The following is a 21,160-nucleotide window of genomic DNA, read 5'->3' as shown; positions in this document are numbered from 1 at the left end:
GGGCCTGTGTTTTTGTTCTCGCTTCCTATTTACTGGCAGTGATAGCGGACAGGATACTTATTTTTTCGGGATCGGATAAAACCGTTAATTCTTTATTGATCTATGTGAGTAAACTTTGTCATAATGACTGAGAAATAACCAAAATCTAACTAATTCAAGGTTGCTTATTGTTCAAATTATGCGCTTTATATGTATCAGTCAGCAGGGAATGCTTAGATTCAATCGTTAGTATAGGAAAATGTTCAGAATCATTCAATTTTATAATGAGACTAGATAATAAAATTTTATCTTTCATTACTTGGTATTTTTTTTGTAAGGGATAAGCACGAGGTTTTTTGTCTCCGTAGTTTCTTCCTCGCTTAAAGGAGTGAGAATAATCGTTTCATTCTTCTTACTGACTTTGTAAGACATGATGTCACTTTTAGACCAAAGTTCCTTCCAAGTCATTATATCTCCTTTAATCGTATAACGAAACTCTTCTTTTATATGCTTACTGAATTGTTTGATAAATTTCTTCATATGTACACTATTGGATTCATCGTCTACAGAGTAATCGATACTTGAAAAATCTAAGTTAAAACTAGCTTTACGGTTAGAAAAGGTAAGGGTCATTTTGGGATCATCAGTAGAGTCCGTCCCTTCAATTACCCATGCATTTGCTTTTAGATCCTTAACTAAACGATTTGCTTGCTCGTCTTTTTTCCTTTGACATCCACATGCGCTAAGTAACAACAATGTGAATAAAACCAATAAACGAACGCTCTTTTTTTTCACTTGCTTTCCTCCTTTCTATTTTCTTTAGTGTTCAAGAGAAGAAGACTTGCCCTCTAAGCAAATAAAGAGTTGCGAGTGCTTAAATTAGATAAATAATCTCCCGCTTTTTAGATAATTTATAAAGATTGAAAACGTGGGCTCCTTTCGTTCAGGATCAAATTATTCTTCTCTTATCAGAAATAACGCAACCATTCAAAGATGAAACATGTTTCTCGTTGTGAATATCTCTAAGTTAAGTTTAAAGCTTATCTGATTTCATGACAATCAGAAATTGAAGAGAGAGAATTGATCTTGCTCAGTGACCAATCCAAACCAAACTTGAGAAGATAATGTACAGCGTATTTCAATTTCTGAAAACAAAAAAATGATTCATTCAAAGAAATAATTATAAAAAAAGGAAAAAAATTTGTATATTTTTGGTTAAACTATTGGAAAATAAAAAGGTATTAAATGATGTAGTGAGCGCTGAAATGATGTAAACAAGTTTCAAAATATCTTTTAGTTAGAAAGTCGAGGTCTATCGTTGAGGAGTTGGTTTTACACATCGTTGATTTTCTTTGGTAGTAGGCCAGTTCCTATCTTTTATAATCAATTATTAAATGAGGAGGGGTATGTATGTTTCTAATATTTATGTTTATCTTTTTTATTTCAGCATTCTTACTCTTGATGTATGGCGCAATTAAAAGGCGAAAAGTCACTGTTCCATTTTTTCTGCTACTTTTTTTGGGAACTTATTGTTTCTTCAATGTAGCTAAAGATGTATTAGACGAACTGGATTTGGGAAGCAAAACGTCTTTCAATCAATTAGATGATGATGTTTTTGAAATTGACGATTGATGAGATAATCATAAAATGCAGTGAAATTTTTAGCATTACCAACGATATACTATTAGTAGCTATTCCTCAAAAGTGTAGGTGAATCACCAGAGCAATCTTTATACGACTAGCAGTAACGTAATCTTTTTCTGTGCTATGGAAAAAATAGGACTAGATTTTCCAAGTAATTGAATTCGGAAATTCCATCTTATCTCTTGCTACTATTTTGTCTCAACTCTTTTGTTTCCATATAATTTTAGTATGAATCAAAAAATAGTTGAGTGGGGCCCAATGAAAAATCAGCGTGAGAGATGAATCTTTCGGGCTTGAAAATGAGCTTGAATAAATTTCATTTAACGAAAACTACCGAAAATAAAAAATGCCTAAATCCTTTTAAAATAAGGATTTAGGCATTTAGTGAAATCTACCGAAATCTCACAATGGAGACGGCGGGAGTCGAACCCGCGTCCAAACACATCGCCACTTAAAAATCTACGTTCATAGTCAACTCATTTGTGGTTTCGCTTTACAGCTTGCCGAGTGACAGGCATTCTGTATCGCTAGTCTGATGATCTCTTTAACAACTTACAGACGGAAAGTTGTCACGTATCCCACTAAATTTGAGACCCTTACTCGAGCACATGGGCGATGCCGAGAGGATCTACGCTAACTGTTTTTAGGCAGCTAAAGCGTAAGAGTTGTTTTCGTTTTTAGCAGTTATATTTAACTGTAACGTTTTAACGTAGACGTAACCTACGAAACGCAATTCAAGCTCAAACTGTGCCTGTCGAATCCGTAACGTCCCCGTTATAAACAAGGGTTACGTGTATTTTTCATACAATTTATATTATAGCACAAAATTGAATTTTTTCAATGAGAAACGATCACGGAAAAAGCAAATCGTCCGAAGTATCAAGAGATGATTCTCAATAGCTAATACTGTAAAAAATCATCTCTCAGTTACTCGGAAATATACATCGTATCTAGTTAAAAAGTTTTCAACATTCACCTGATATTGGCTAGATGAATTACCTTTCTACTAGCTAGCATCCTTATCAGCAGAATTTCATCGTTTTTCGATTAAAAATCAAATCAAGTCAAAATGTTTGAGCGCATGAACGATTCCGCCCTCAGTGTTTTTCTTTGTAATAAAAGTGGATAGTTCTTTGAGATCATTGTAAGCATTGCCCATCGCGATCTTGTTGTCGCATGCTTCTAACAGTGCAAAGTCATTTGGTCCATCACCAAATCCAAATGTAGGCACATCAACAAGGTTTAATTCTTGTTTTAGACGTTTCACTCCTGCGCCTTTCGAGATTCCTTTTTTGACCGTGTCAATCGAGTAAGGACCATTTCGATAAAAAGTCAGATCAGGAAATTGTTCATGATAATATTCATCCCCAGATTGAGAGAGGATAAGTAACATATTGATGGGATGATCCAAATAAGCTTGCGGATTGATTTCTGGTACATTTGAATGGATAAAGTTATAGGCATCAATCATCGTTTGTGTGTGTGCAGTACACCAAATATGTTGATGGTTATAAAATGAGAGCTGGTGCCCTTGTATTTGGACATGTTCGAGCATCTTTTGACAGTCTTCGGTTGCGATTATTTCAGAATGAACTTCTTGACCATCCACGCTGATGTAAGAACCATTCATCGTAACTGCAGAGGAAATACCAGCATCTGACATGATATGTTTGATTTCAGCTTCAGTTCGTCCAGTTGCTATGACTGGCAGGACGTTATTTGCCTGTAGTGCTTGCATTGCTTCGGCCACTTCTGGTGTGATTTTTGATTGAGCATCTAACAGTGTTCCATCAAGATCAAAAAAAGTAATTGCACGATAATTTGACACAAAAAAAACCCCTTTTTTATTCGATTACCCCTATCTTAACAAAGAATGAACAAAAGACAAACCTTTCGTGAAGAATTACCGAATATATTGGTTCAAGTTAATTTTTAGAGTATACTAGAAAGAGAGATTTAGGAGGGATTATATGATTTTTTTAGTTGTCGGAGTATTTTTGACTATCCTAGGTTGCTTGTTTCTTTTTATCCCTTCTAAAGGGAATCTGCCTTTTTATGGTTACCACTCACCGCGAGCCACAAAATCCGATGTTCACTGGCGGTTAGCACAAAAAACAAGTGGAAAATATTTTTTTATTTTCGGTTTATTGATGGCCTTGATCGGCTATTTACTAAAATTAACTGGACAGACAAACTATTTTATAATCGAGATGTTGGTTTTAGTTTTTCCAATTATGCCGATTTTTATCTTAACTGAAAAAAAATTACAAGAACTCGATGATAGTATTGGAGGAAATAAAAAATGAATATTTTAATGATAGAAGATAATCAATCCGTATCTGAAATGATGCAGATGTTTTTTTTGAATGAAGGATGGGAAGCAACTTTTAAATATGACGGAAAAGAAGGTCTAGATGCTTTTTTAGAAAGACCGAATTACTGGGACATGATCACTTTAGACCTGAACTTGCCAACGATGGATGGTATGCTTGTTGGAAGAGAAATTCGGAAAGTCTCTAGTACAGTTCCGATCATTATGTTAACAGCTCGTGATTCTGAAAGTGACCAGGTTATTGGATTAGAGATGGGCGCAGATGACTACGTGACCAAACCTTTTAGCCCACTAACTTTGATTGCCCGAATGAAAGCTTTACACCGTCGTAGTGAATTGGTAGAGGTAAAAGAAGAAACAAACAACTCGGACGATCACTTCGATATCGAAACAGATCACTTTAAGATGAATACAAAAACACGTGAAGCTTATTTAAATAAAGCACCAATCGAAGGTTTGACACCGAAAGAGTTTGATCTACTATTTACACTAGCTAAAAAACCACGCCAAGTATTCTCTCGGGAACAATTACTGGAATTAGTGTGGGATTATCAATACTTTGGTGATGAACGAACGGTTGATGCGCATATCAAAAAGCTTCGACAAAAAATCGAAAAGGTTGGACCACAAGTCATTCAAACGGTTTGGGGCGTAGGTTATAAATTTGATGATTCTGGTGTGGCCTAATGCGCTATCTTTACCAGCAGTTATTAGCCTTTTGCGGAATGATCGCGATGATTATTTTGATCGTAGGTGTTTCTTTTACGCAACTGACTAAGCAAACCATTGAAGAAAATAATTACCAACAACTTTTTGGCTATGCAGAATCTGTCGAGAAGACAACACAGACATACACAGACACGTTTCCTCAATTAAGCCAAGATCAAGCGTTTCAAAATGCATTATTATTAACGGAACAAGTCTTATCAGAACAAAATGTCAATTTTATTTTTATCGATAAGAACGAACGGGTCATTTATCCTACTGATAATGTGGTATTGAACTTTACGATTAAAGCGGAACAATGGGATAATCTGCGTCATGGAAGACAAGTAAAATTTACCTCCAACAAAAATATACTAGGACAAAATCAAGCGACGTCTTATGCCTTAGTACCTTTTAATTTAAATCATGAATTTTATGGTGGCTTGGTTGTTAGTCAACCGGCTAAAAATATCGATAATAGTGTTCGGTCGGTCACATTGAATCTGTTTAAAGGTTTTATTTTTTCAAGTATTGTTGCTATATTAGCGAGTTATGCGTTTGCTGCTTTTCAGGTTAAAAGGATCAATCGTTTACGTAATGCAACGAAAGAAGTCACGAATGGAAATTTTGATGTCCAATTGCCAGTTCATGATAAAGATGAATTTGATGAATTAGCGGATGACTTCAACAAAATGACGAATTCTTTAAAAGAATCTCAGGCTGAAATCGAAGAGCAAGAAAATCGCCGAAGACAATTTATGGCAGATGCTTCTCACGAAATGCGTACGCCGCTAACCACAATCAACGGATTACTTGAAGGTCTAAAATATAATGCAATTCCTGAAGACCAAAGAGAAAATGCGATCAACTTGATGAAAAATGAAACAGAACGACTGATACGCTTAGTTAACGAAAATCTAGACTATGAAAAAATCAGAACCAATCAAATCAGTATGGTTATTAAAAGATTCAATGGTACAGAAACATTGAAAAATATTGTGGCACAGCTTGAAACAAAAGCAGAAGCTGCAGGGAATGTTTTAGTTTTACAAGCAGAAGACGATGTGGAAGTGTATGCAGACTATGACCGATTTGTGCAAATCATGGTGAATATCATCCAAAATGCGATTCAATTTACAGAAAATGGAACGATCACGATCTCTTTAGAAAAAGGTTATCTAGAAACGATTATCCGAATTAAGGATACAGGTATCGGAATGACTGAACAACAAATGAAGAGTATTTGGGACCGTTATTATAAAGTTGATCCCTCAAGAAAAAATACAAAATACGGGGAATCAGGTCTAGGACTTCCAATCGTTCAACAGTTAGTTCGGCTTCATAAAGGAAAGCTGGAAGTAGAAAGCGAATTGGGGACAGGAACAACATTTACAGTTAAATTACCAGATGTAGAAATAAAATAAACAAAGAGACTGATCCAAAACTTGGTTCAGTCTCTTTTAGTATCTCTAAAAACGAATAAACGGCGTTCAAGAAACAACTCCTCAACAATTAAGAGAGGAGCTAAATAGTGTTCAAAGAGCTGATCTTCGGCAATAAGGATGAAACTCTCAAAACATAGGAAGCTGTGAGTTTCATCCTTATTACATAGGTCGAGTTGCTCTTTCCACGACCTCTTTTTATCGTTCATCATAGATTTGGTCGACATACTGACTATGAGCAATGGTTTCATCATGAGTCAGTAATAGAATGGCGATTTTTTTGTTTTTGACTAGATAATCAAATAGATCAAGAATTTCTTGTGCTTCAATTACTTTAAGTTCATCCAGCACTTCTTCAATGATGAGTTTGTCTTTTTTAGCAAGTAACGCATGCAACAATTGAAGTTTGATTTTATCAAAAAGAGAGAGTTGATCAGGTTCTCTGTTAAGAAGTGCTGGATCAATCTTGAGCATTTCTTGAAAAGATAAACGTTCTTTTTTATTTTCAGATAAATTCAGTAGTACTTGATCTTTGGTTTTTAAATAAGGGAAGAGAGGCCAATCTTTTTGGACGATAAGTAATTGTTTGGGACTCGATACAATCGCTTGCTCTTTTAGCGCTGTTAATAGTTCTTCTTGTTTTGCTTTTGGGCAAAGAATAACAGCTAATTCTCCTAAAGACATTATTGGCTTACATGTATTCATGAAAGATCACCTTACCTTTTTTTAAACGTTGATAGAAAATCGTAAATTGTAAGAGACTAATGCATAGACTGATGGAGATAAGAAGGCCAACCGTTTGTAGGAAACTCTTAAACGTATCGAAGAAAAAAGCATCGTTTACAAAATCAATTTTAAAAAAAGTTTGTTGATCCATCGGTATGGCTAATGGTCGAGTAGTCGATATAAGTGAATGGGTGTCAGGTAATTCAAATAATCTTAGACTCCAAAAATTAAGATGTTGTAACAGTGCTTGATAAATGTTTTGAAAAAGCACAATTCCAATAAATAAGAGTGTGCAACAGATCAGTAATGGTAAGATCATTTGCCAGATGATCAAAAGAAAAATTCTAGTTTTCGATAAACCAGCTAAACGCCAGTTGATCAATTCACGTTGGTCTTGTTTTAATGTTCGCTGAAAGAAAAAGATAAATGCGCCAACAAACAAGAACAGTAACAACAAGATCAGCTCGACATAAAATTGTTTCACTGATAGAAAAGACGGAAAGTGTACTTTTAAGGACGTCGTGTCCAAGAAACTAAGACGATCTTCAATTTGTGCATAAAGTGTTGATTGTAAATGATATAAGTTACACACAAGCATCAATAAAAAAGCAGTGACACTTGTAAATAAGCAACTAAAAAGTGTCTGTTTTTTATAATAACGCATTCTTGCAACTGAATAGCGGAGTATTCTCATCACTTTCACCTCATTTTAAATTATAGAAAATGAATATGAATAAAGTATGAAATTCATATAGTAAAATCAGGAAATCCCTATTTTTTAATAAACGAAAATGACGATAAATCAACTGTTCCGCTATATTTTGTGAATAAAATCCAATGTTCATGGATGGTTCTAATACGTGAATTTAAGCTCTATTTTCTAGAAAAACGCCAGAGTAACTCAAATTAAAGTGCATGAAAAAAGCTAAGAATTAACGAAAAACAAGAATTGGTTTTCGTCAATCTTAGCTTTTATAATCATTACTTCTATGGGCACGTAATCCTTTTGAAAGAAAGGCTAGCTATTTATCAGATTCAGAAGAAGGAACTGAATCACTCGTCTGTGTCCCATTTATTTGTTGGTAAGTTTTGGTTTCATATAGATCTTTTGTTGATTGGTTATTGTTTTGACTAAAGACACTTGTTGATTTGTCACCTAGTTCTTTTTCTTTTTCAAGCAACTGTTTCATGCCGTTTTTGTAATCAAATTGACTTGCTTCAATTGGGTCTAACCCAGTATCTGTAGAAAAGCGGAGTAAGTCACCATTGTTGATTTGATCAGAAACAGCTAGCTGTTTATTCGCTTTTTCTTTCAATGCATCAATCTCATTTTGAACTTCTTGAGTCGGTTCTGTAATGGCTTGTCCAGTTTTGTTATCGTAAATCGTTCCACCATAATAAGTGTATTTAGGAGTAATAAAATCACCATCACGGAAAGTAACAAGTTGATCATGTTGCTTAGAAAAGAGATCTTGTCCTAGCTGATTGTAATTTTTGGTATCTACTCCTAACAGATGGAGTAGAGTAGGTAATGCATCCACTTGTCCGCCATAGGTATGATTGATTCCACCGTTTGTTTGTCCAGGTAGATGGATCATGTAGGGAACTCGTTGCATTTGTGCATTGTCAAAGTTGGTCCATGTATCACTTGTTTTACCCACTAGTTCCGCTAACGATTTATTTCTAGAGTTAGAAATTCCGTAGTGATCACCATAAAGGACGATGACAGAATTATCATAAAGACCACTAGCTTTCAAATAGTTGAAAAATTCTTCAACTGCTGTATCGAGATAATTCGCTGTTGCAAAGTATCCGTTGATCGTTTCATCATTTGTCGTAGCTAGCGGGAAGCCTGCTTCTTCGTTTGTAAACTTAGAATAAGGATAATGATTAGATACCGCAATAAATTTAGAATAAAAAGGTTGTTGTAAATGTTCTAAATATTGTACTGATTGTTGGAAGAACGGCTTATCATGCAATCCATATTGGAATGAATTGTCGTCATTGACATCATAATAAGAAGCATCAAAGAAATAGTTGTAACCTAATTTTTTATAGGTCTCATTACGATTCCAGAATGTACCAGCGTTACCATGGAAGGCGGCACTCGTATAACCTTGTGTCTGACTCAAAATATCAGGAGCAGCTTGGAAGGTATTCTTTCCACCTAATTGAGTGAATAACGATCCTTGATTTAAACCAAATAGTGAATTTTCAAATAAGGTTTCAGCATCACTGGTTTTACCTGCTTTAACTTGATGGAAGAAATTGTCAAAGCTAAATGTACTGTTACTATGATATAAACTATTCAAAAATGGCGTTACTTCATGTTCTACACCATTGGCATCTTTTAGTTTATAGTCGATCAAGAATTGTTGGAAACTTTCTAAATGGATATAAATCACATTTTTTCCTTTAGCAATACCAAATGTTTCATCATTTGGTTCAGCATAGTGATCTTTGATATAACTTTCTACTTCTTTCAGATCATTAGGACTTGCTTCTGCTCGTACTTGGTTCGTTTGGTAAGTCTGGATACCATCATAGACGGTAAACGCATTGATACCTAAATATTTGACTAAATAATCTCTAGAAAAAGTACGAGTCAATAATTCTGGGCGATCGGCTTCTGCTAAAAATAAATTTCCAGAAAAAATCATGACTGACAAAGTCGAGATCGCAAAAGCCATTCGTGCACGAATCGGTTGTGGATCCATTTTGATTTTTTTGGTTATCAATAATGCAGCGACAATGATAAAGTCGATCCAATAAAGGACGTCATATGGTCTAAATAAGCGAATAGCACTTTCGCCAAGTCCGCTAGCTACTTTTCCTGCTCCCAAGATGGTATTGATCGTAATAAAATCCGTAAACTCACGATAATAAGTTACGTTAGAGAACACCAGTAAAGTCAATAGGAAATAAATGACCATCATTGTAATATAAGACGCCTTCGTCCGTCTCACATATAACGCAATCCCCATTAACAACAACGTGGTAGCGATCGGATTGATAAACAGTATAAAGTATTGTATGCCACTTTCGATGCCTAAATTGAAATCAAACAAATAGGCAAAAATTGTTTTTAGCCAAAGTAAAACAGCTAATAAAGAAAAAAATCCGAGCCTTTTATTCAAAAAGGCGGGTGTTTTTATTCGTCTCAATGTAATCTCCCTTTCCCCACTCTTCTCATTTACAGAGTGTTATGAAGTTATGATTGCTCAAACTACATATTCCATCCTATTTTACTAGTACGCAAATCCAGTGTCAATCGAAACCAAACGCTTACACTGGTGATTAAGGATTTCTTATTCTTTTGTGAACGCTAGCACTAAGACAGCCTGCTTAATATTTGGTATACTGATTAATGATAAAGGTAAAGTAGGTGAGTCAATGAAAGTACAAATTAAGAAAAAAGCAGGAAATCGTATCAAGAACGGTTATCCATTGATTCAAAAGGAAGATTTGGTCCAGTCGTACAATGAAACCACGCAGTGGATCGAATTGGTTGATCAACAAGATAATTTCTTAGCTAAGGGCTATTTAGGTAAACAAAACAAAGGAATCGGTTGGGTTTTGAGTCAACAAAATGAAACGTTTGACCAGGCATTTTTTGAGAAAAAGTTCTCTGAAGCTAAAGCTAAAAGACAAGCTTTTTTCATAGATGAACAAACAACAGCATTTCGTTTATTTAACGGAGAAGGGGATGGCATCGGTGGTCTGATCATTGATTATTATGAACACTATGCAGTATTTTCTTGGTATAATGAAACTCTTTATACTTACCGCCATTTGCTCTTCTCAGCGTTTCAACAAGTTTATCCTGAGATAAAGGGTGCTTACGAAAAAATCCGTTTTGAAACAAATGAATTTCCTGAAAGTCAGTATGTTTATGGAGAAACAGCTCCTGAACCTTTAATCATCAAAGAAAATGGCGTCTCTTACGCCACTTATTTGAATGAAGGGCTGATGACAGGCATCTTTTTAGATCAAAAAGAAGTCAGAGGAGCTTTGATCGATGGACTTGGTCTAGGAAAGTCTGTTTTGAATATGTTTAGCTATACTGGGGCTTTTTCAGTTGCGGCAGCAATGGGTGGTGCTTTGGAGACCACTAGTGTTGACCTAGCAAAGCGAAGTTTGAAAAAAACACAGGAACAATTTGAAATCAACGGTTTGGATCTTCAGACACAAAAAATCATTGTGATGGATGTTTTTGCCTATTTTAAATATGCTAAAAGAAAGCAGCTGACTTATGATCTCATTGTGCTTGACCCTCCAAGTTTTGCGAGAAACAAAAAGAAAGTGTTCCGAGTAGCCAAAGATTATGGCGAATTGGTTAAAGATAGCTTGGCTATTTTATCGGACGAGGGAACGCTTATCGCTTCAACGAACGCAGCTAACGTGAGTACCGATCAGTTCAAAAAAATGATCGAAAATGAACTAATGCTAGCCAATGTTGAATATGAAGAAATCACTCGTTTTCGATTACCACAAGATTTCCAAACCATTGAAGCCTTTCCAGAAGGGGATTATTTAAAAGTATTTATCTATCAAATTAGGAAATAAGGGGGGAGGACAGATGGTGCAAGTGAAAGGACTAAACTTAGGAAAAGGACATCCTAAAATTTGTGCGCCAATGATCGGAGACACTCGTGAAGAACTTTTGCGAGAAGCGATTTTAGCCAAAGAAGCTGGTGCTGATTTAGTGGAGTGGCGAATTGATTATTATGAAGATGTCTTTCAATATGAAAAAGTCACAGAAACGTTGGTACTGATCCATGAGATGCTCGATGGGTTACCGGTGCTTTTCACTTTTAGAACAATAGCAGAAGGTGGCAAACGAGATATAACGATCCGAGCATATCACGAGTTGTACCTACAGATGATCCGCTCTGGTTTAGTCGATATGGTTGATTTAGAATTAGACAAAATTGAAAGCCTTGAAAAAGAGTTGTTAGCAGAAATCAAACAGCGCAACATCCCGATGATTATCAGCAGTCATAATTTTAAAGAGACACCAGCTGATCCAGTCTTATTGTATCAATTGAATATGATGGAACATCTTGGTGCAGATATCGGTAAAATAGCGGTAATGCCCCATAACGAACGAGATGTGTTACGTTTGATGGAGCTAACGAGACGGGCAGGAGCGTTTGTGTCCATGCCTCTGATTACAATGTCAATGGGACAGCTCGGAATGATTTCGCGCTTATCGGGAAATTTGACTGGTTCGGTCATGACCTTTGGTGCGTTAACCTCTGAAAAAGCATCAGCACCTGGACAAATCACTGTAAAGGAACTAAAATCAATAATCAAATTATTAAATTGAAACAATCTAATTTGAAGGTGAAAATGTTGGCAAAGAAAAAACAAGTGAAAACAAATGCGATCCGCTTAGTAGAACAAAAGAAAATCAAGTATACTGAACATGAGTATGCTTGGGATGAAGCACATTTAAGTGCATCTTCTGTCGCTGAGCAACTTTCTGAAAGTGAACACCGCATTTATAAAACACTCGTAGCGGTTGGAAACAAAACAGGAACGATCGTAGCGGTCATTCCTGGTAATCGAGAGTTAGATCTAAAAAAATTAGCAAGAGTATCTGGAAACAAAAAAGTAGAAATGTTACATCTGAAAGACTTAGAAGCTACCACTGGTTATATTCGTGGCGGCTGCTCGCCAATTGGGATGAAGAAATTATTTCCTACTTATTTAGAACAAACAGCACAATCACAAGAAACGATCATTGTATCAGCAGGAAAAAGAGGACACCAAATGGAGCTAGCACCTCAAGCCATTTGTGATTTAACTAAAGGGACTTTTGCTGATCTTGTACTGTGATGCAGTCGGAAATTCATCAGTTTATCAACAAAAAAAGAAAAAACAGTAACGAAAAGAGTAAGACATCTTCTACTCCCTTCGTTACTGTTTTCATTTAATCAGCTAAGAAAAGCGGCATTCATTCCTGCTACATGTCCAGTCGCAAAAGCCGCAGTAATATTGAAACCACCAGTATACCCATTAACATCTAACAATTCACCAGCAAAAAATAATCCATTGACCAATTTGCTTTCTAATGTTTTTGGATTGATCTCTTTTAGTGAAACGCCACCACCAGTCACAAAAGACTTTTCGATGGCAAAAGTTTTGGTTATTTTGAAAGAAAAACTTTTGCAAAGCTCCGCAAATTGTTGGATCTCTTTTTCTGTCGTTTGACTACCAGTTTGTTCCGTTAATCCACTTTTTTCAAGGAAAAAGAGAAGCAAGCGTTCAGGTAAAAAGCCATGCCAAGCATTACTCAATGTTTTCTTCGATTGGTGGCTTTTAGCAGTCAATTCGTTGATCAATTCTTGAAGCGAACGATTCGGAAAACAGTCTAAGACGACCGTGACAGGTTCTCCAGTCGTTTGCAACTCTTGATTGATGAAACTTGAACATCTCAATGCCGCAGGTCCAGAAATCCCAAAATGAGTGAAAAGCAAGTCCATAACATGTTCGGTGATAACTTTACCTCTCTTGTTTAATACGCTTAAAGAAATATCTTGTAAAGATAATCCTTGCAAGGTTTTATCCTTGATAAAAGTTTCTTCAGAAACCAGTGGAGATTCTGTTGCATACAAGGGTGTGACAGTGTGACCGACTTTTTTAACGATTTTATAGCCATCACCTGTAGAACCAGTCGACGGATAGGTTCGCCCCCCAGTAGTTAATACGACACAAGAGGATTGAAATTCTTCAAATTCCGTTCGTACACCATAGATTTTTCCGTCGCTATGCACTAATTTTTCGACTCGGGTGCCAAAGAGCATCGTAACATTTAATTCATTTAAACGATGGATCAAGGCTTCGATAATCGTTTTTGACTTATTCGTCACAGGGAACATCCGACCATGATCTTCTTCTTTTAGATGAACACCTTGAGATTCGAAAAATTCCATGATATCAAAATTATTCCATTGGGAAAATGTACTGTATAAAAATTTGCCATTTCCAGGAATATGAGCAATCAAATCATCAACTGGACGGTTATTCGTGACATTACATCTTCCGCCACCTGTCATTAATAATTTTTTTCCAGCTTTTTTATTTTTTTCAATTAAGAGAACCTTTGCGCCATATTCAGCCGCACTAATTGCAGCCATCATACCACTAGTTCCAGCACCGACTACAATCACATCATAGGTTGTTTCCATTTCCTCACCTCAGAGAAAGTGTAGCATATTTATGAAAAGAAAGCAGGAAATGTTTTGAGCATCTAATAAAAATAGGCTAAAATAAAAGAAGATTATAAAAGGAGTGTGAAACAATGACAAACGCAACAGAATACGTCCAACGAATTCAAAATAATATTCATCAAAAAGACACAGGACAAGTCGAATTTTTACAAGCCATTGATGAATTTATGCCTTCAGCTACTCAATTTTTAGAAAAACATCCTGAATACATCAAACGGAATATTTTAGGATTGTTGTCAGAACCAGAAAGAATCATTCAATTTCGCGTGCCGTGGCAAGATGACGAAGGAAACTGGCAAGTCAATCGTGGATACCGCATTCAGTACAATTCAGCAATCGGCCCTTATAAAGGCGGGTTGAGATTCCACCCGAGTGTGAATTTAAGTATTCTTAAATTCCTAGCTTTTGAACAAATTTTCAAAAATAGTCTAACTGGTCTACCAATCGGTGGAGGAAAAGGCGGAAGTGACTTTGATCCAAAAGGAAAATCAGACGATGAAATCATGCGTTTTTGTCAAAGTTTCATGCTGGAGCTATCCAAGCATATCGGTCCATCCATCGATGTACCTGCTGGAGATATTGGAGTCGGTGCCAGAGAAATCGGTTATTTGTTTGGAGAATATAAACGATTAAAACAATATGATGCCGGTGTCCTTACTGGAAAACCATTAGATTTTTGGGGAAGTAAGATTCGTACGGAAGCAACTGGATACGGATTGGTTTATTATGTCAAACATCTTTTACAAGCAGAAAAAGACTCTTTTGAAGGAAAAACAGTTCTGGTATCTGGTAGCGGAAACGTTGCAATCTATGCCATTGAAAAAGTTCAAGAATTAGGTGGGAAAGTCATCACATGTTCTGATTCCAGTGGGTTTATCTATGATCCAGAAGGAATCGACCTGGCACTATTAAAAGAAGTCAAAGAAGAAAAAAGGGAACGGTTGACCGCTTATGCAGAAAAACGTGATTCTGCTGTCTATCATGCTGGTCAATCTGTCTGGACTTTGAAAGAAACTGCAGATATCGCGCTTCCTTGCGCTACTCAAAACGAGATAGACGAAACGCTTGCTAACAACTTGGTTGAATGTGGCGTGAAAATCATCGCAGAAGGCGCAAACATGCCATGTACTCTTGAAGCTGTCAATGTTTTTGAAAAAGCCAATGTGTGGTATTGTCCTGGGAAAGCAGCTAATGCCGGCGGTGTCGCTGTCTCAGCATTAGAAATGAGTCAAAATGCTCAACGATTGTCTTGGGAAAGTGAACAAGTGGATCGCCAATTAGATGAAATCATGAAAAATATTTATCAAACGTGTCGCCAAACGGCAGCAGCTTATGGCAATGAAAAAAATCTATTGCTAGGAGCAAATGTTGCAGGTTTTGAAAAAGTAGCGAAAGTGATGTATGCGCAAGGATTAGTTTAGTGTTTGAAATTTTCTTGTAAATATTAGCTTCAATTCATTTATTTGCTTGAAAAATTGTAAAAAAAAACGTAAAGTATAAGCTGTATATTGATCTTTTAAAGGAGGAATAAAAAATGGCACATATTCATTTTGATTATTCAAAAGTAGCACCATTTGTTAATGAACATGAGTTAGGTTACATGCAAAGCCAAGTATCAATGGCAGATAAAGTATTACGTGAAGGTACAGGCGCAGGAAGTGATTTCCGTGGTTGGATCGATCTACCTACTAATTACGACAAAAAAGAATTTGCTCGTATCAAAGAAGCAGCGAAAAAAATCCAATCTGATTCTGAAGTTTTAGTAGTTATCGGAATTGGTGGTTCTTACCTAGGCGCTCGTGCAGCAATCGATTTCTTAAACCACACTTTCTTCAATTTATTAGATGGTGAACAACGTAAAGCACCACAAATTTTCTTTGCAGGAAACTCAATCAGCTCAACTTATATCGCTGATTTGATTGAAGTAATCGGAGATCGTGACTTCTCAGTAAACGTGATTTCAAAATCAGGTACAACGACTGAACCAGCTATCGCATTCCGTGTCTTCAAAGAATTACTTGTTAAAAAATATGGTCAAGAAGAAGCGAATAAACGTATTTATGCAACAACTGATAAAGCAAAAGGTGCAGTTAAAGTAGAAGCCGACGCAGAAGGTTGGGAAACATTCGTGATTCCTGATGACATCGGTGGACGTTTCTCTGTTTTAACAGCAGTAGGATTACTACCAATCGCTGTTAGTGGAGCAGATATCGATGCGTTGATGCAAGGAGCTGCAGATGCAAGCAAAGCTTATTCAAGTGATAAACTAGAAGAAAACGAAGCTTATCAATATGCAGCAATGCGTAACATCCTTTACCGTAAAGGGAAAGTAACTGAATTATTGATCAACTATGAACCAGGAATGCAATATTTCTCTGAATGGTGGAAACAATTATACGGTGAATCAGAAGGTAAAGACCAAAAAGGAATCTACCCTTCAAGTGCGAACTTCTCAACTGACTTACATTCACTAGGTCAATATATTCAAGAAGGACGCCGTAACATCTTTGAAACGATCGTTAAAGTTGAAAAACCACGTAAATCAATTACAATTCCAGAACAAGCTGAAGACCTAGATGGTTTAGGTTACTTGGAAGGAAAAGAAGTAGATTTCGTCAATACAAAAGCTTTTGAAGGAACTTTATTGGCTCATACAGATGGCGACGTACCAAACTTATTAGTTAAAATTCCAGAAATGGATGCTTACACATTAGGTTATACAATGTACTTCTTTGAAATTGCTGTAGGTATTTCAGGTTACTTAAATGGAATTAACCCATTTGACCAACCTGGTGTTGAAGCATATAAGAAAAACATGTTCGCACTTCTAGGCAAACCAGGCTTTGAAGACCTTGCGAAAGAATTGAACGAACGCCTGTAAGATAAGGGTTTTTCGCTAGATTTAAAAAATCAGTGATAGAAACATGTTCGCTTCTAAATAAAATTAGTGATAGTTTTAGTGATAGTGAACTTAAAAAAAGCACTCAATTTGAGTGCTTTTTTATTTGCTCTTCTATATAGTTTTCTAGTTGATTCATTGATCTTTTTTTCACTTCGGGAGAAATATGGGCATAGACTTGTGTAGTAGAAACATCTTTATGACCTAAAAAATCTTTGATATCTTCTAAAGGTATTCCTGCTTGTCTCGTTCTAGCTGCAAAAGTATGTCTACCATCATGCACAGTTATGTGGGGGAGATTGGCATGTTTTTCAATTCTATGAGAAGCACCGTTAACGGTTCGATCTCTTATTGGAATACCTTTATTTTTACCGTAAGTATTTATAAAAATAAATGCTTCGTGGTCATCTGTTTCAGGTAAAAAACCAAATTCTTTTATTACTTGATTTCTTAAAGTCAATAAGGCTTTCTTTACTCGTTTTGTCATAGGCAATGATCGTGTACCAGATGGGGTTTTTGTGTCATCTGTAATAATTAAACCTTTGTTAGGTCCTTTTTCAGCAGCCCCAAGTCGTTCACGATTGATATTAAGTGTATTCTGAGAAAAATCAATATCAGCCCATTGTAGCCCTAAAGCTTCTGATTTTCGCAATCCTTGATCAAATATAATAAGAAAAAAGGGATACCATATAAATGATTTCTCTTTTTTGGCAAATTCGAGAAATAGTTCAGATTGATCAAAAGTATAATATTTAACTTTCTTTTTATCAGATAGATTTCTTGGAAACTCAACAAAACTAGTAGGGTTATTCTTTATATATCCTAACTGAATAGCTTTTTTGAAAGCATTGCTAAGAGTGGCATTGATACTTTTGGCTGTTGTTACTGAGAGACCTTCCTTAGTTCTACCTAAGCCCTTTTTAGTAAGTAACTGATTGATGAATCTTTGATGATCAGCTCTAGTATATTTATCTAGTTTATATTTTCCAATATATGGATTGATGTACATTTTTATATTTGCCCTATGAACTATTCTTGTTCCTTCTTTAACATTCATTTTATAGTTATTAATCCAATCGTCCATGAATTTTTCTATAGTTAATTTCTTAGGATTATTTTGTATATATTCTTCAGAAGCTATTTGTCCTTCAACAATTTTTGCGAATTTTTCTGCTTCTTCGTGACTTTTAAACCCTTTTTTATGAATCTTTTTCTGTAGCTTAGTACCAGGATTAATTCCATTTGATATATATACTTCATAACGATATTCTTTTGATTTCTTTAAGTAATATTTTTTAATGGAGGCCACTGACATCATTCCTTTCGTATTTCAGTCCTAATAATAAGAATATTTTAGGGGAGGGATGTTATTTGAACGAAAATTTAGAAAATCTTCGTATCAATAGAGTTTTTATACGAACTTATGTTCTTTTGCGTTTAAAAAGAAAAGCCCTAAGGCTAATCTTTGGTTATTACCATTTAAATTAAAAATCTATACACGCTTTCAGGAAGCCCATACAAATTTGTTAATTCCTCGACTTTTCTAGGGTATTTATCGTTGTCTTCTTTATAAAGAGAAACAATGAGATTAGCGGCAAAGCAATTCGCTTCGCTCTCTGATTTACTTCTGGATGTTCTTGTTGATACGTAATAGCTAGATAACCCACGATGAAATATAGCGTGACCAAGTTCGTGAGCGCAAATATAGAACCGTTCTTCAGAATACTTTAGTTCGTGATTTAGAAGTATAACTGACCGTCCTAATAATTCTTGAAATTGTCCCTTTGGGTTATTCAAAAAGGGAACGTATCTAATTTGAATATCCATTTTTCCACAAATAGTAAAGGGATTAGCAGAATTATATTTTTGTTTTAGTCTACCAACTAGACTAATTACGTCCATCTCCATAGAAAATCACTTCTCTTTACTTTTGTCTTCTTTTCTAAATTCCCAAAATAGACCAGTTAAAACATCTTTTACTCTTTGTTTCTCTTCATCAGTTAACGTTTCGCCACCATAAGCCATATTAACATTGGAATCGAGCATTTTATCTAATTCAACTAAATCATTTTCATCAGCCCATTCAGGAGTTTGATTTCTTCCGAGTAAGTAATCAGTAGTAACATTAAAAATTTCTGCTAATTTCTGGAGTTCTTCTGTAGAAACCTTTCTAGTGCCATTTTCAATTTTATTCATTGCTGATTTTTCTAATCCAATTTTCCTGCCTAACTCAGCTTGGGTCCAGTCACGTTTTTCTCTTAAATCTATTATTCTATTCACTAGATCTTTTGACATTAGACTACTCCTTCCGTTGCTTTTTTCACAACTATTTTACCATAGTTGCGAAAAAAGATATAAAAAGATGCGAAAAAAGATACTTTTTCTATTGACGTATCTAAAATCGCAATGTATTATATGTATATAAGGTTGCTAAAAAAGAAACTTTGGAGGTGCAAATATGTATCAAGTAAATCTTGAATTAATAAAAGAGCGACGTAAAACAAAAGGTTACTCTTTAAAAAAAATGTCTGATCTCATGGGTTTTAATGATAAGGCGAAATATTATAGAAGAGAAACTGGCGAATATAATTTTAAACCAGAAGAACTTCCTTATTTAGCAAAGCTATTGGATATCCCATTAGCAAAAATTTTTACCCATAAAGTATCTAAAATCGAAACTTTTTGACAAAGGAAGGAGAAACACCAAATGACACGACAATAAAAATAAACATCGTACTTGATGCAAGACCTAGACTAGTACACATCATCAAATGTGCTACAGATGTTCAACTTGATCTTTTAGTTGAAGAAGTTCAAAAAGAGCTTGAACGTGAATTAGACGAAACAGCTTTTGTTTGATTATTTAAATTAATAGTACAAAAAAATTGCTCGTATTGATATACGTGTGAATAAGAAATTGAGGTGTTCAAACTGTTAAAAAAATCAGCTGTCATTCGAGAATCATTAATTAAGGTGATAAATAAGAGTGGCAAAACGAAGAAAGAAATTGCAAAGCAAGTTAATGTATCTCAACAGTCATTGAGTGATTGGACAACGCCACATAATACTAAGCCTGTGACGTTAGAAAATGCTCAAGCTTTAACTGATCATTTTCGAGATTCAGATTTTACTCTCCATGTAATCCATAAATTTTTTGGATTATTTAAATCAATTGATGGAGATGTTTATAGAAGAGACCCCTCGTCACTAGATAAGCTTCAAATGATAGAATCCGATGAGCGAAAACAAAAGAAAAAAGAAGTTGAGAAAATTCTTCTCAAAAATGAGGATTATTTAACCGCTGAGGATCGTCAGCAAATCATTTCATATGCATATGAATTTTTAGACGAGATCATGATTGAAGTGACTCTGATCTGTGTACTATGCGAAATTCTTGGAATTGATATTCGTCAACTAAGCGAACAGCGTTTAACTTATTGGATCAGTCAAGGATACATGAAAGGAGAATTAAAATGAAGATTTCACAAATGGAAAGAGTGGTCCCTTTAGTTCAAAAAAAGCAACCAAAAGAAAGAGTTTGGAAGAAAGCTAAAGATATTGCTGAATATTTCGGTGTCTCATTAGCTACTATTTCTAAATGGACGAATTCAAAAAATGATCCGTTACCTTCTCGAAGGGTTCGAGGTGTTTTGCAGTATGACTTCGAGTTAGTGAAGGAATGGGAAGAACGCAATACTAATTAGAAAGGAATGTGAAGCAATGAGAACGGTTTTTAAAATGACTGTCAAAAGCGCTTTGCTTATGTGTCTTGTAGCAATCATACTGACAAGTATCAACCCGGCATATGCGCTGATTTATTGGGGAACTTTAGTAGTTGTTACTGCTGTAAGAGAAAGTTTCAAAATGCCAACACAAAAAAGACCGACCAGCGATGGCCGTCGCTAATCGGTAACATAAAAAAACATAACTAAGGAGATTTCACCATATGAATCCAAAAATTAAAAATTTAATTGAAGAACTAATACATGAGTGTAACGAAAGTGATGTAGCCATCACTCTTGGGGCGATTGATCCAAGTGTAGATGAAGCAACTGTTGTATTTGGTGGAACATTTGCTTTGCAAACAATTGTACTAACACTAATGAACGATAAGTTTAAAGAAAGTATACGAACTAATGATTGCGATTATCCTGCATGTAAGGCTACAAAGGAGATGATGTTTAATGAATGACTTTGC

The 21,160-nt window shown here is 35.4% G+C and carries 23 protein-coding genes, 1 other RNA gene and 1 pseudogene; 15 read left to right on the top strand and 10 right to left on the bottom strand.

Annotated features, from left to right (window positions below; translation table 11 throughout):
- Positions 1 to 294: 294 nt before the first annotated feature.
- Positions 295 to 774 (bottom strand): hypothetical protein, encoded by a 480-nt coding sequence (locus IGL28_RS08890; RefSeq protein ID WP_010718422.1) that lies wholly within the window; start codon positions 772 to 774, stop codon positions 295 to 297.
- Positions 775 to 1,389: 615 nt separating this feature from the next.
- Between IGL28_RS08890 and IGL28_RS08885 the strand changes: the two genes are divergently transcribed.
- On the top strand, positions 1,390 to 1,611 hold the full coding sequence (locus IGL28_RS08885) for a hypothetical protein (RefSeq protein WP_081127933.1): 222 nt from the start codon (positions 1,390 to 1,392) through the stop codon (positions 1,609 to 1,611).
- A gap of 417 nt (positions 1,612 to 2,028) precedes the next feature.
- Here IGL28_RS08885 and ssrA read toward each other — a convergent pair.
- Positions 2,029 to 2,396: a transfer-messenger RNA gene (ssrA, locus tag IGL28_RS08880) on the bottom strand.
- Positions 2,397 to 2,677: 281 nt separating this feature from the next.
- Positions 2,678 to 3,451 (bottom strand): Cof-type HAD-IIB family hydrolase, encoded by a 774-nt coding sequence (locus IGL28_RS08875; RefSeq protein WP_010737850.1) that lies wholly within the window; start codon positions 3,449 to 3,451, stop codon positions 2,678 to 2,680.
- Between the two features lie 142 nt (positions 3,452 to 3,593).
- Between IGL28_RS08875 and IGL28_RS08870 the strand changes: the two are divergent.
- The 3 genes and pseudogenes from IGL28_RS08870 to IGL28_RS08860 all read left to right on the top strand — a co-directional run bounded on the left by IGL28_RS08870 (position 3,594) and on the right by IGL28_RS08860 (position 6,084).
- Positions 3,594 to 3,951: pseudogene (locus IGL28_RS08870) on the top strand (SdpI family protein).
- Positions 3,926 to 4,642 carry a response regulator transcription factor gene (locus tag IGL28_RS08865; RefSeq protein WP_010718417.1) on the top strand — a complete coding sequence of 239 codons (717 nt, stop codon included), beginning with the start codon at positions 3,926 to 3,928 and terminating at the stop codon, positions 4,640 to 4,642. Before IGL28_RS08870 ends, IGL28_RS08865 begins: the two are co-directional and overlap by 26 nt.
- Positions 4,642 to 6,084: a sensor histidine kinase gene (locus IGL28_RS08860; protein WP_010718416.1), complete on the top strand. Its 1,443-nt coding sequence runs from the start codon at positions 4,642 to 4,644 to the stop codon at positions 6,082 to 6,084. Before IGL28_RS08865 ends, IGL28_RS08860 begins: the two co-directional genes overlap by 1 nt.
- Before the next feature lie 216 nt (positions 6,085 to 6,300).
- Here the strand turns inward: IGL28_RS08860 and IGL28_RS08855 are convergent, their stop codons facing one another.
- The 3 genes from IGL28_RS08855 to IGL28_RS08845 all read right to left on the bottom strand — a co-directional run bounded on the left by IGL28_RS08855 (position 6,301) and on the right by IGL28_RS08845 (position 9,992).
- Positions 6,301 to 6,807, bottom strand: coding sequence for a hypothetical protein (locus IGL28_RS08855; RefSeq protein ID WP_010718415.1), 507 nt, complete (start codon positions 6,805 to 6,807; stop codon positions 6,301 to 6,303).
- Positions 6,794 to 7,522 carry a hypothetical protein gene (locus IGL28_RS08850; RefSeq protein WP_010737848.1) on the bottom strand — a complete coding sequence of 243 codons (729 nt, stop codon included), beginning with the start codon at positions 7,520 to 7,522 and terminating at the stop codon, positions 6,794 to 6,796. The genes IGL28_RS08855 and IGL28_RS08850 overlap by 14 nt, the downstream gene beginning before the upstream one ends.
- 328 nt (positions 7,523 to 7,850) lie before the next feature.
- Positions 7,851 to 9,992, bottom strand: coding sequence for an LTA synthase family protein (locus IGL28_RS08845; RefSeq protein ID WP_010718413.1), 2,142 nt, complete (start codon positions 9,990 to 9,992; stop codon positions 7,851 to 7,853).
- A gap of 229 nt (positions 9,993 to 10,221) precedes the next feature.
- On the opposite strand from IGL28_RS08845, the gene IGL28_RS08840 reads away from it, so the two are divergent.
- Genes IGL28_RS08840 through ybaK form a run of 3 tightly spaced genes read left to right on the top strand, consistent with a single transcriptional unit; the run spans position 10,222 to position 12,669 of the window.
- On the top strand, positions 10,222 to 11,394 hold the full coding sequence (locus IGL28_RS08840; protein ID WP_010737846.1) for a class I SAM-dependent rRNA methyltransferase: 1,173 nt from the start codon (positions 10,222 to 10,224) through the stop codon (positions 11,392 to 11,394).
- 13 nt (positions 11,395 to 11,407) lie between these two features.
- A complete protein-coding gene (gene aroD / locus IGL28_RS08835) occupies positions 11,408 to 12,157 on the top strand; it encodes a type I 3-dehydroquinate dehydratase (RefSeq protein ID WP_010737845.1) in 750 nt (249 codons plus the stop codon).
- Positions 12,158 to 12,183: 26 nt separating this feature from the next.
- Positions 12,184 to 12,669: a Cys-tRNA(Pro) deacylase gene (gene ybaK, locus IGL28_RS08830; protein ID WP_025480513.1), complete on the top strand. Its 486-nt coding sequence runs from the start codon at positions 12,184 to 12,186 to the stop codon at positions 12,667 to 12,669.
- 98 nt (positions 12,670 to 12,767) lie between these two features.
- On the opposite strand, the gene IGL28_RS08825 is transcribed toward ybaK, so the two are convergent.
- On the bottom strand, positions 12,768 to 14,021 hold the full coding sequence (locus IGL28_RS08825; RefSeq protein ID WP_438843948.1) for an NAD(P)/FAD-dependent oxidoreductase: 1,254 nt from the start codon (positions 14,019 to 14,021) through the stop codon (positions 12,768 to 12,770).
- A 113-nt stretch (positions 14,022 to 14,134) separates the two neighbouring features.
- On the opposite strand from IGL28_RS08825, the gene gdhA reads away from it, so the two are divergent.
- Positions 14,135 to 15,484: an NADP-specific glutamate dehydrogenase gene (gdhA, locus tag IGL28_RS08820; RefSeq protein WP_010718408.1), complete on the top strand. Its 1,350-nt coding sequence runs from the start codon at positions 14,135 to 14,137 to the stop codon at positions 15,482 to 15,484.
- Positions 15,485 to 15,597: 113 nt separating this feature from the next.
- On the top strand, positions 15,598 to 16,944 hold the full coding sequence (locus IGL28_RS08815) for a glucose-6-phosphate isomerase (protein ID WP_081127931.1): 1,347 nt from the start codon (positions 15,598 to 15,600) through the stop codon (positions 16,942 to 16,944).
- Between the two features lie 103 nt (positions 16,945 to 17,047).
- Here IGL28_RS08815 and IGL28_RS08810 read toward each other — a convergent pair whose 3' ends face one another.
- From IGL28_RS08810 to IGL28_RS08800, 3 genes are all read right to left on the bottom strand, one after another.
- A complete protein-coding gene (locus IGL28_RS08810) occupies positions 17,048 to 18,271 on the bottom strand; it encodes a tyrosine-type recombinase/integrase (protein ID WP_034698498.1) in 1,224 nt (407 codons plus the stop codon).
- A 170-nt stretch (positions 18,272 to 18,441) separates the two neighbouring features.
- Positions 18,442 to 18,870: an ImmA/IrrE family metallo-endopeptidase gene (locus IGL28_RS08805; protein ID WP_081127929.1), complete on the bottom strand. Its 429-nt coding sequence runs from the start codon at positions 18,868 to 18,870 to the stop codon at positions 18,442 to 18,444.
- Between the two features lie 6 nt (positions 18,871 to 18,876).
- Positions 18,877 to 19,257 carry a helix-turn-helix transcriptional regulator gene (locus tag IGL28_RS08800; RefSeq protein WP_034866875.1) on the bottom strand — a complete coding sequence of 127 codons (381 nt, stop codon included), beginning with the start codon at positions 19,255 to 19,257 and terminating at the stop codon, positions 18,877 to 18,879.
- 163 nt (positions 19,258 to 19,420) lie between these two features.
- Between IGL28_RS08800 and IGL28_RS08795 the strand changes: the two genes are divergently transcribed.
- The 6 genes from IGL28_RS08795 to IGL28_RS08770 all read left to right on the top strand — a co-directional run bounded on the left by IGL28_RS08795 (position 19,421) and on the right by IGL28_RS08770 (position 21,154).
- Positions 19,421 to 19,648: a helix-turn-helix domain-containing protein gene (locus tag IGL28_RS08795; RefSeq protein WP_081127927.1), complete on the top strand. Its 228-nt coding sequence runs from the start codon at positions 19,421 to 19,423 to the stop codon at positions 19,646 to 19,648.
- Complete coding sequence (locus IGL28_RS08790; RefSeq protein WP_179133707.1) at positions 19,645 to 19,821, top strand: hypothetical protein; 177 nt, start codon at positions 19,645 to 19,647, stop codon at positions 19,819 to 19,821. The genes IGL28_RS08795 and IGL28_RS08790 overlap by 4 nt, the downstream gene beginning before the upstream one ends.
- 63 nt (positions 19,822 to 19,884) lie before the next feature.
- Entirely contained in the window at positions 19,885 to 20,439 is a 555-nt protein-coding gene (locus tag IGL28_RS08785; protein ID WP_034698489.1) for a hypothetical protein, read from the top strand.
- On the top strand, positions 20,436 to 20,666 hold the full coding sequence (locus IGL28_RS08780) for a DNA-binding protein (RefSeq protein WP_010718399.1): 231 nt from the start codon (positions 20,436 to 20,438) through the stop codon (positions 20,664 to 20,666). The genes IGL28_RS08785 and IGL28_RS08780 overlap by 4 nt, the downstream gene beginning before the upstream one ends.
- A 16-nt stretch (positions 20,667 to 20,682) precedes the next feature.
- A complete protein-coding gene (locus IGL28_RS08775) occupies positions 20,683 to 20,868 on the top strand; it encodes a hypothetical protein (protein WP_010718398.1) in 186 nt (61 codons plus the stop codon).
- 40 nt (positions 20,869 to 20,908) lie between these two features.
- Positions 20,909 to 21,154 carry a hypothetical protein gene (locus IGL28_RS08770; protein ID WP_081127925.1) on the top strand — a complete coding sequence of 82 codons (246 nt, stop codon included), beginning with the start codon at positions 20,909 to 20,911 and terminating at the stop codon, positions 21,152 to 21,154.
- The last annotated feature ends 6 nt before the right edge of the window (positions 21,155 to 21,160 follow it).

Origin of the sequence: Enterococcus sp. AZ077 (genome assembly GCF_051714965.1) — a bacterium.
Classification (GTDB): Bacteria; Bacillota; Bacilli; order Lactobacillales; family Enterococcaceae; genus Enterococcus_B; species Enterococcus_B hirae.
The sequence above is the reverse complement of the archived record's forward strand: the minus strand, read 5'-3'. Positions and strand labels throughout refer to the sequence as shown.

What these genes read in the sequence shown, in the direction of transcription:
- IGL28_RS08885 (WP_081127933.1), top strand. Translation starts at nt 1,390, where the DNA reads ATGTTTCTAATATTTATGTTTATCTTTTTTATTTCAGCATTCTTACTC.
- IGL28_RS08865 (WP_010718417.1), top strand. Translation starts at nt 3,926, where the DNA reads ATGAATATTTTAATGATAGAAGATAATCAATCCGTATCTGAAATGATG.
- IGL28_RS08860 (WP_010718416.1), top strand. Translation starts at nt 4,642, where the DNA reads ATGCGCTATCTTTACCAGCAGTTATTAGCCTTTTGCGGAATGATCGCG.
- IGL28_RS08855 (WP_010718415.1), bottom strand. Translation starts at nt 6,807, where the DNA reads ATGAATACATGTAAGCCAATAATGTCTTTAGGAGAATTAGCTGTTATT.
- IGL28_RS08850 (WP_010737848.1), bottom strand. Translation starts at nt 7,522, where the DNA reads ATGAGAATACTCCGCTATTCAGTTGCAAGAATGCGTTATTATAAAAAA.
- IGL28_RS08840 (WP_010737846.1), top strand. Translation starts at nt 10,222, where the DNA reads ATGAAAGTACAAATTAAGAAAAAAGCAGGAAATCGTATCAAGAACGGT.
- aroD (WP_010737845.1), top strand. Translation starts at nt 11,408, where the DNA reads ATGGTGCAAGTGAAAGGACTAAACTTAGGAAAAGGACATCCTAAAATT.
- IGL28_RS08825 (WP_438843948.1), bottom strand. Translation starts at nt 14,021, where the DNA reads ATGGAAACAACCTATGATGTGATTGTAGTCGGTGCTGGAACTAGTGGT.
- gdhA (WP_010718408.1), top strand. Translation starts at nt 14,135, where the DNA reads ATGACAAACGCAACAGAATACGTCCAACGAATTCAAAATAATATTCAT.
- IGL28_RS08815 (WP_081127931.1), top strand. Translation starts at nt 15,598, where the DNA reads ATGGCACATATTCATTTTGATTATTCAAAAGTAGCACCATTTGTTAAT.
- IGL28_RS08805 (WP_081127929.1), bottom strand. Translation starts at nt 18,870, where the DNA reads ATGGAGATGGACGTAATTAGTCTAGTTGGTAGACTAAAACAAAAATAT.
- IGL28_RS08800 (WP_034866875.1), bottom strand. Translation starts at nt 19,257, where the DNA reads ATGTCAAAAGATCTAGTGAATAGAATAATAGATTTAAGAGAAAAACGT.
- IGL28_RS08795 (WP_081127927.1), top strand. Translation starts at nt 19,421, where the DNA reads ATGTATCAAGTAAATCTTGAATTAATAAAAGAGCGACGTAAAACAAAA.
- IGL28_RS08780 (WP_010718399.1), top strand. Translation starts at nt 20,436, where the DNA reads ATGAAGATTTCACAAATGGAAAGAGTGGTCCCTTTAGTTCAAAAAAAG.
- IGL28_RS08775 (WP_010718398.1), top strand. Translation starts at nt 20,683, where the DNA reads ATGAGAACGGTTTTTAAAATGACTGTCAAAAGCGCTTTGCTTATGTGT.
- IGL28_RS08770 (WP_081127925.1), top strand. Translation starts at nt 20,909, where the DNA reads ATGAATCCAAAAATTAAAAATTTAATTGAAGAACTAATACATGAGTGT.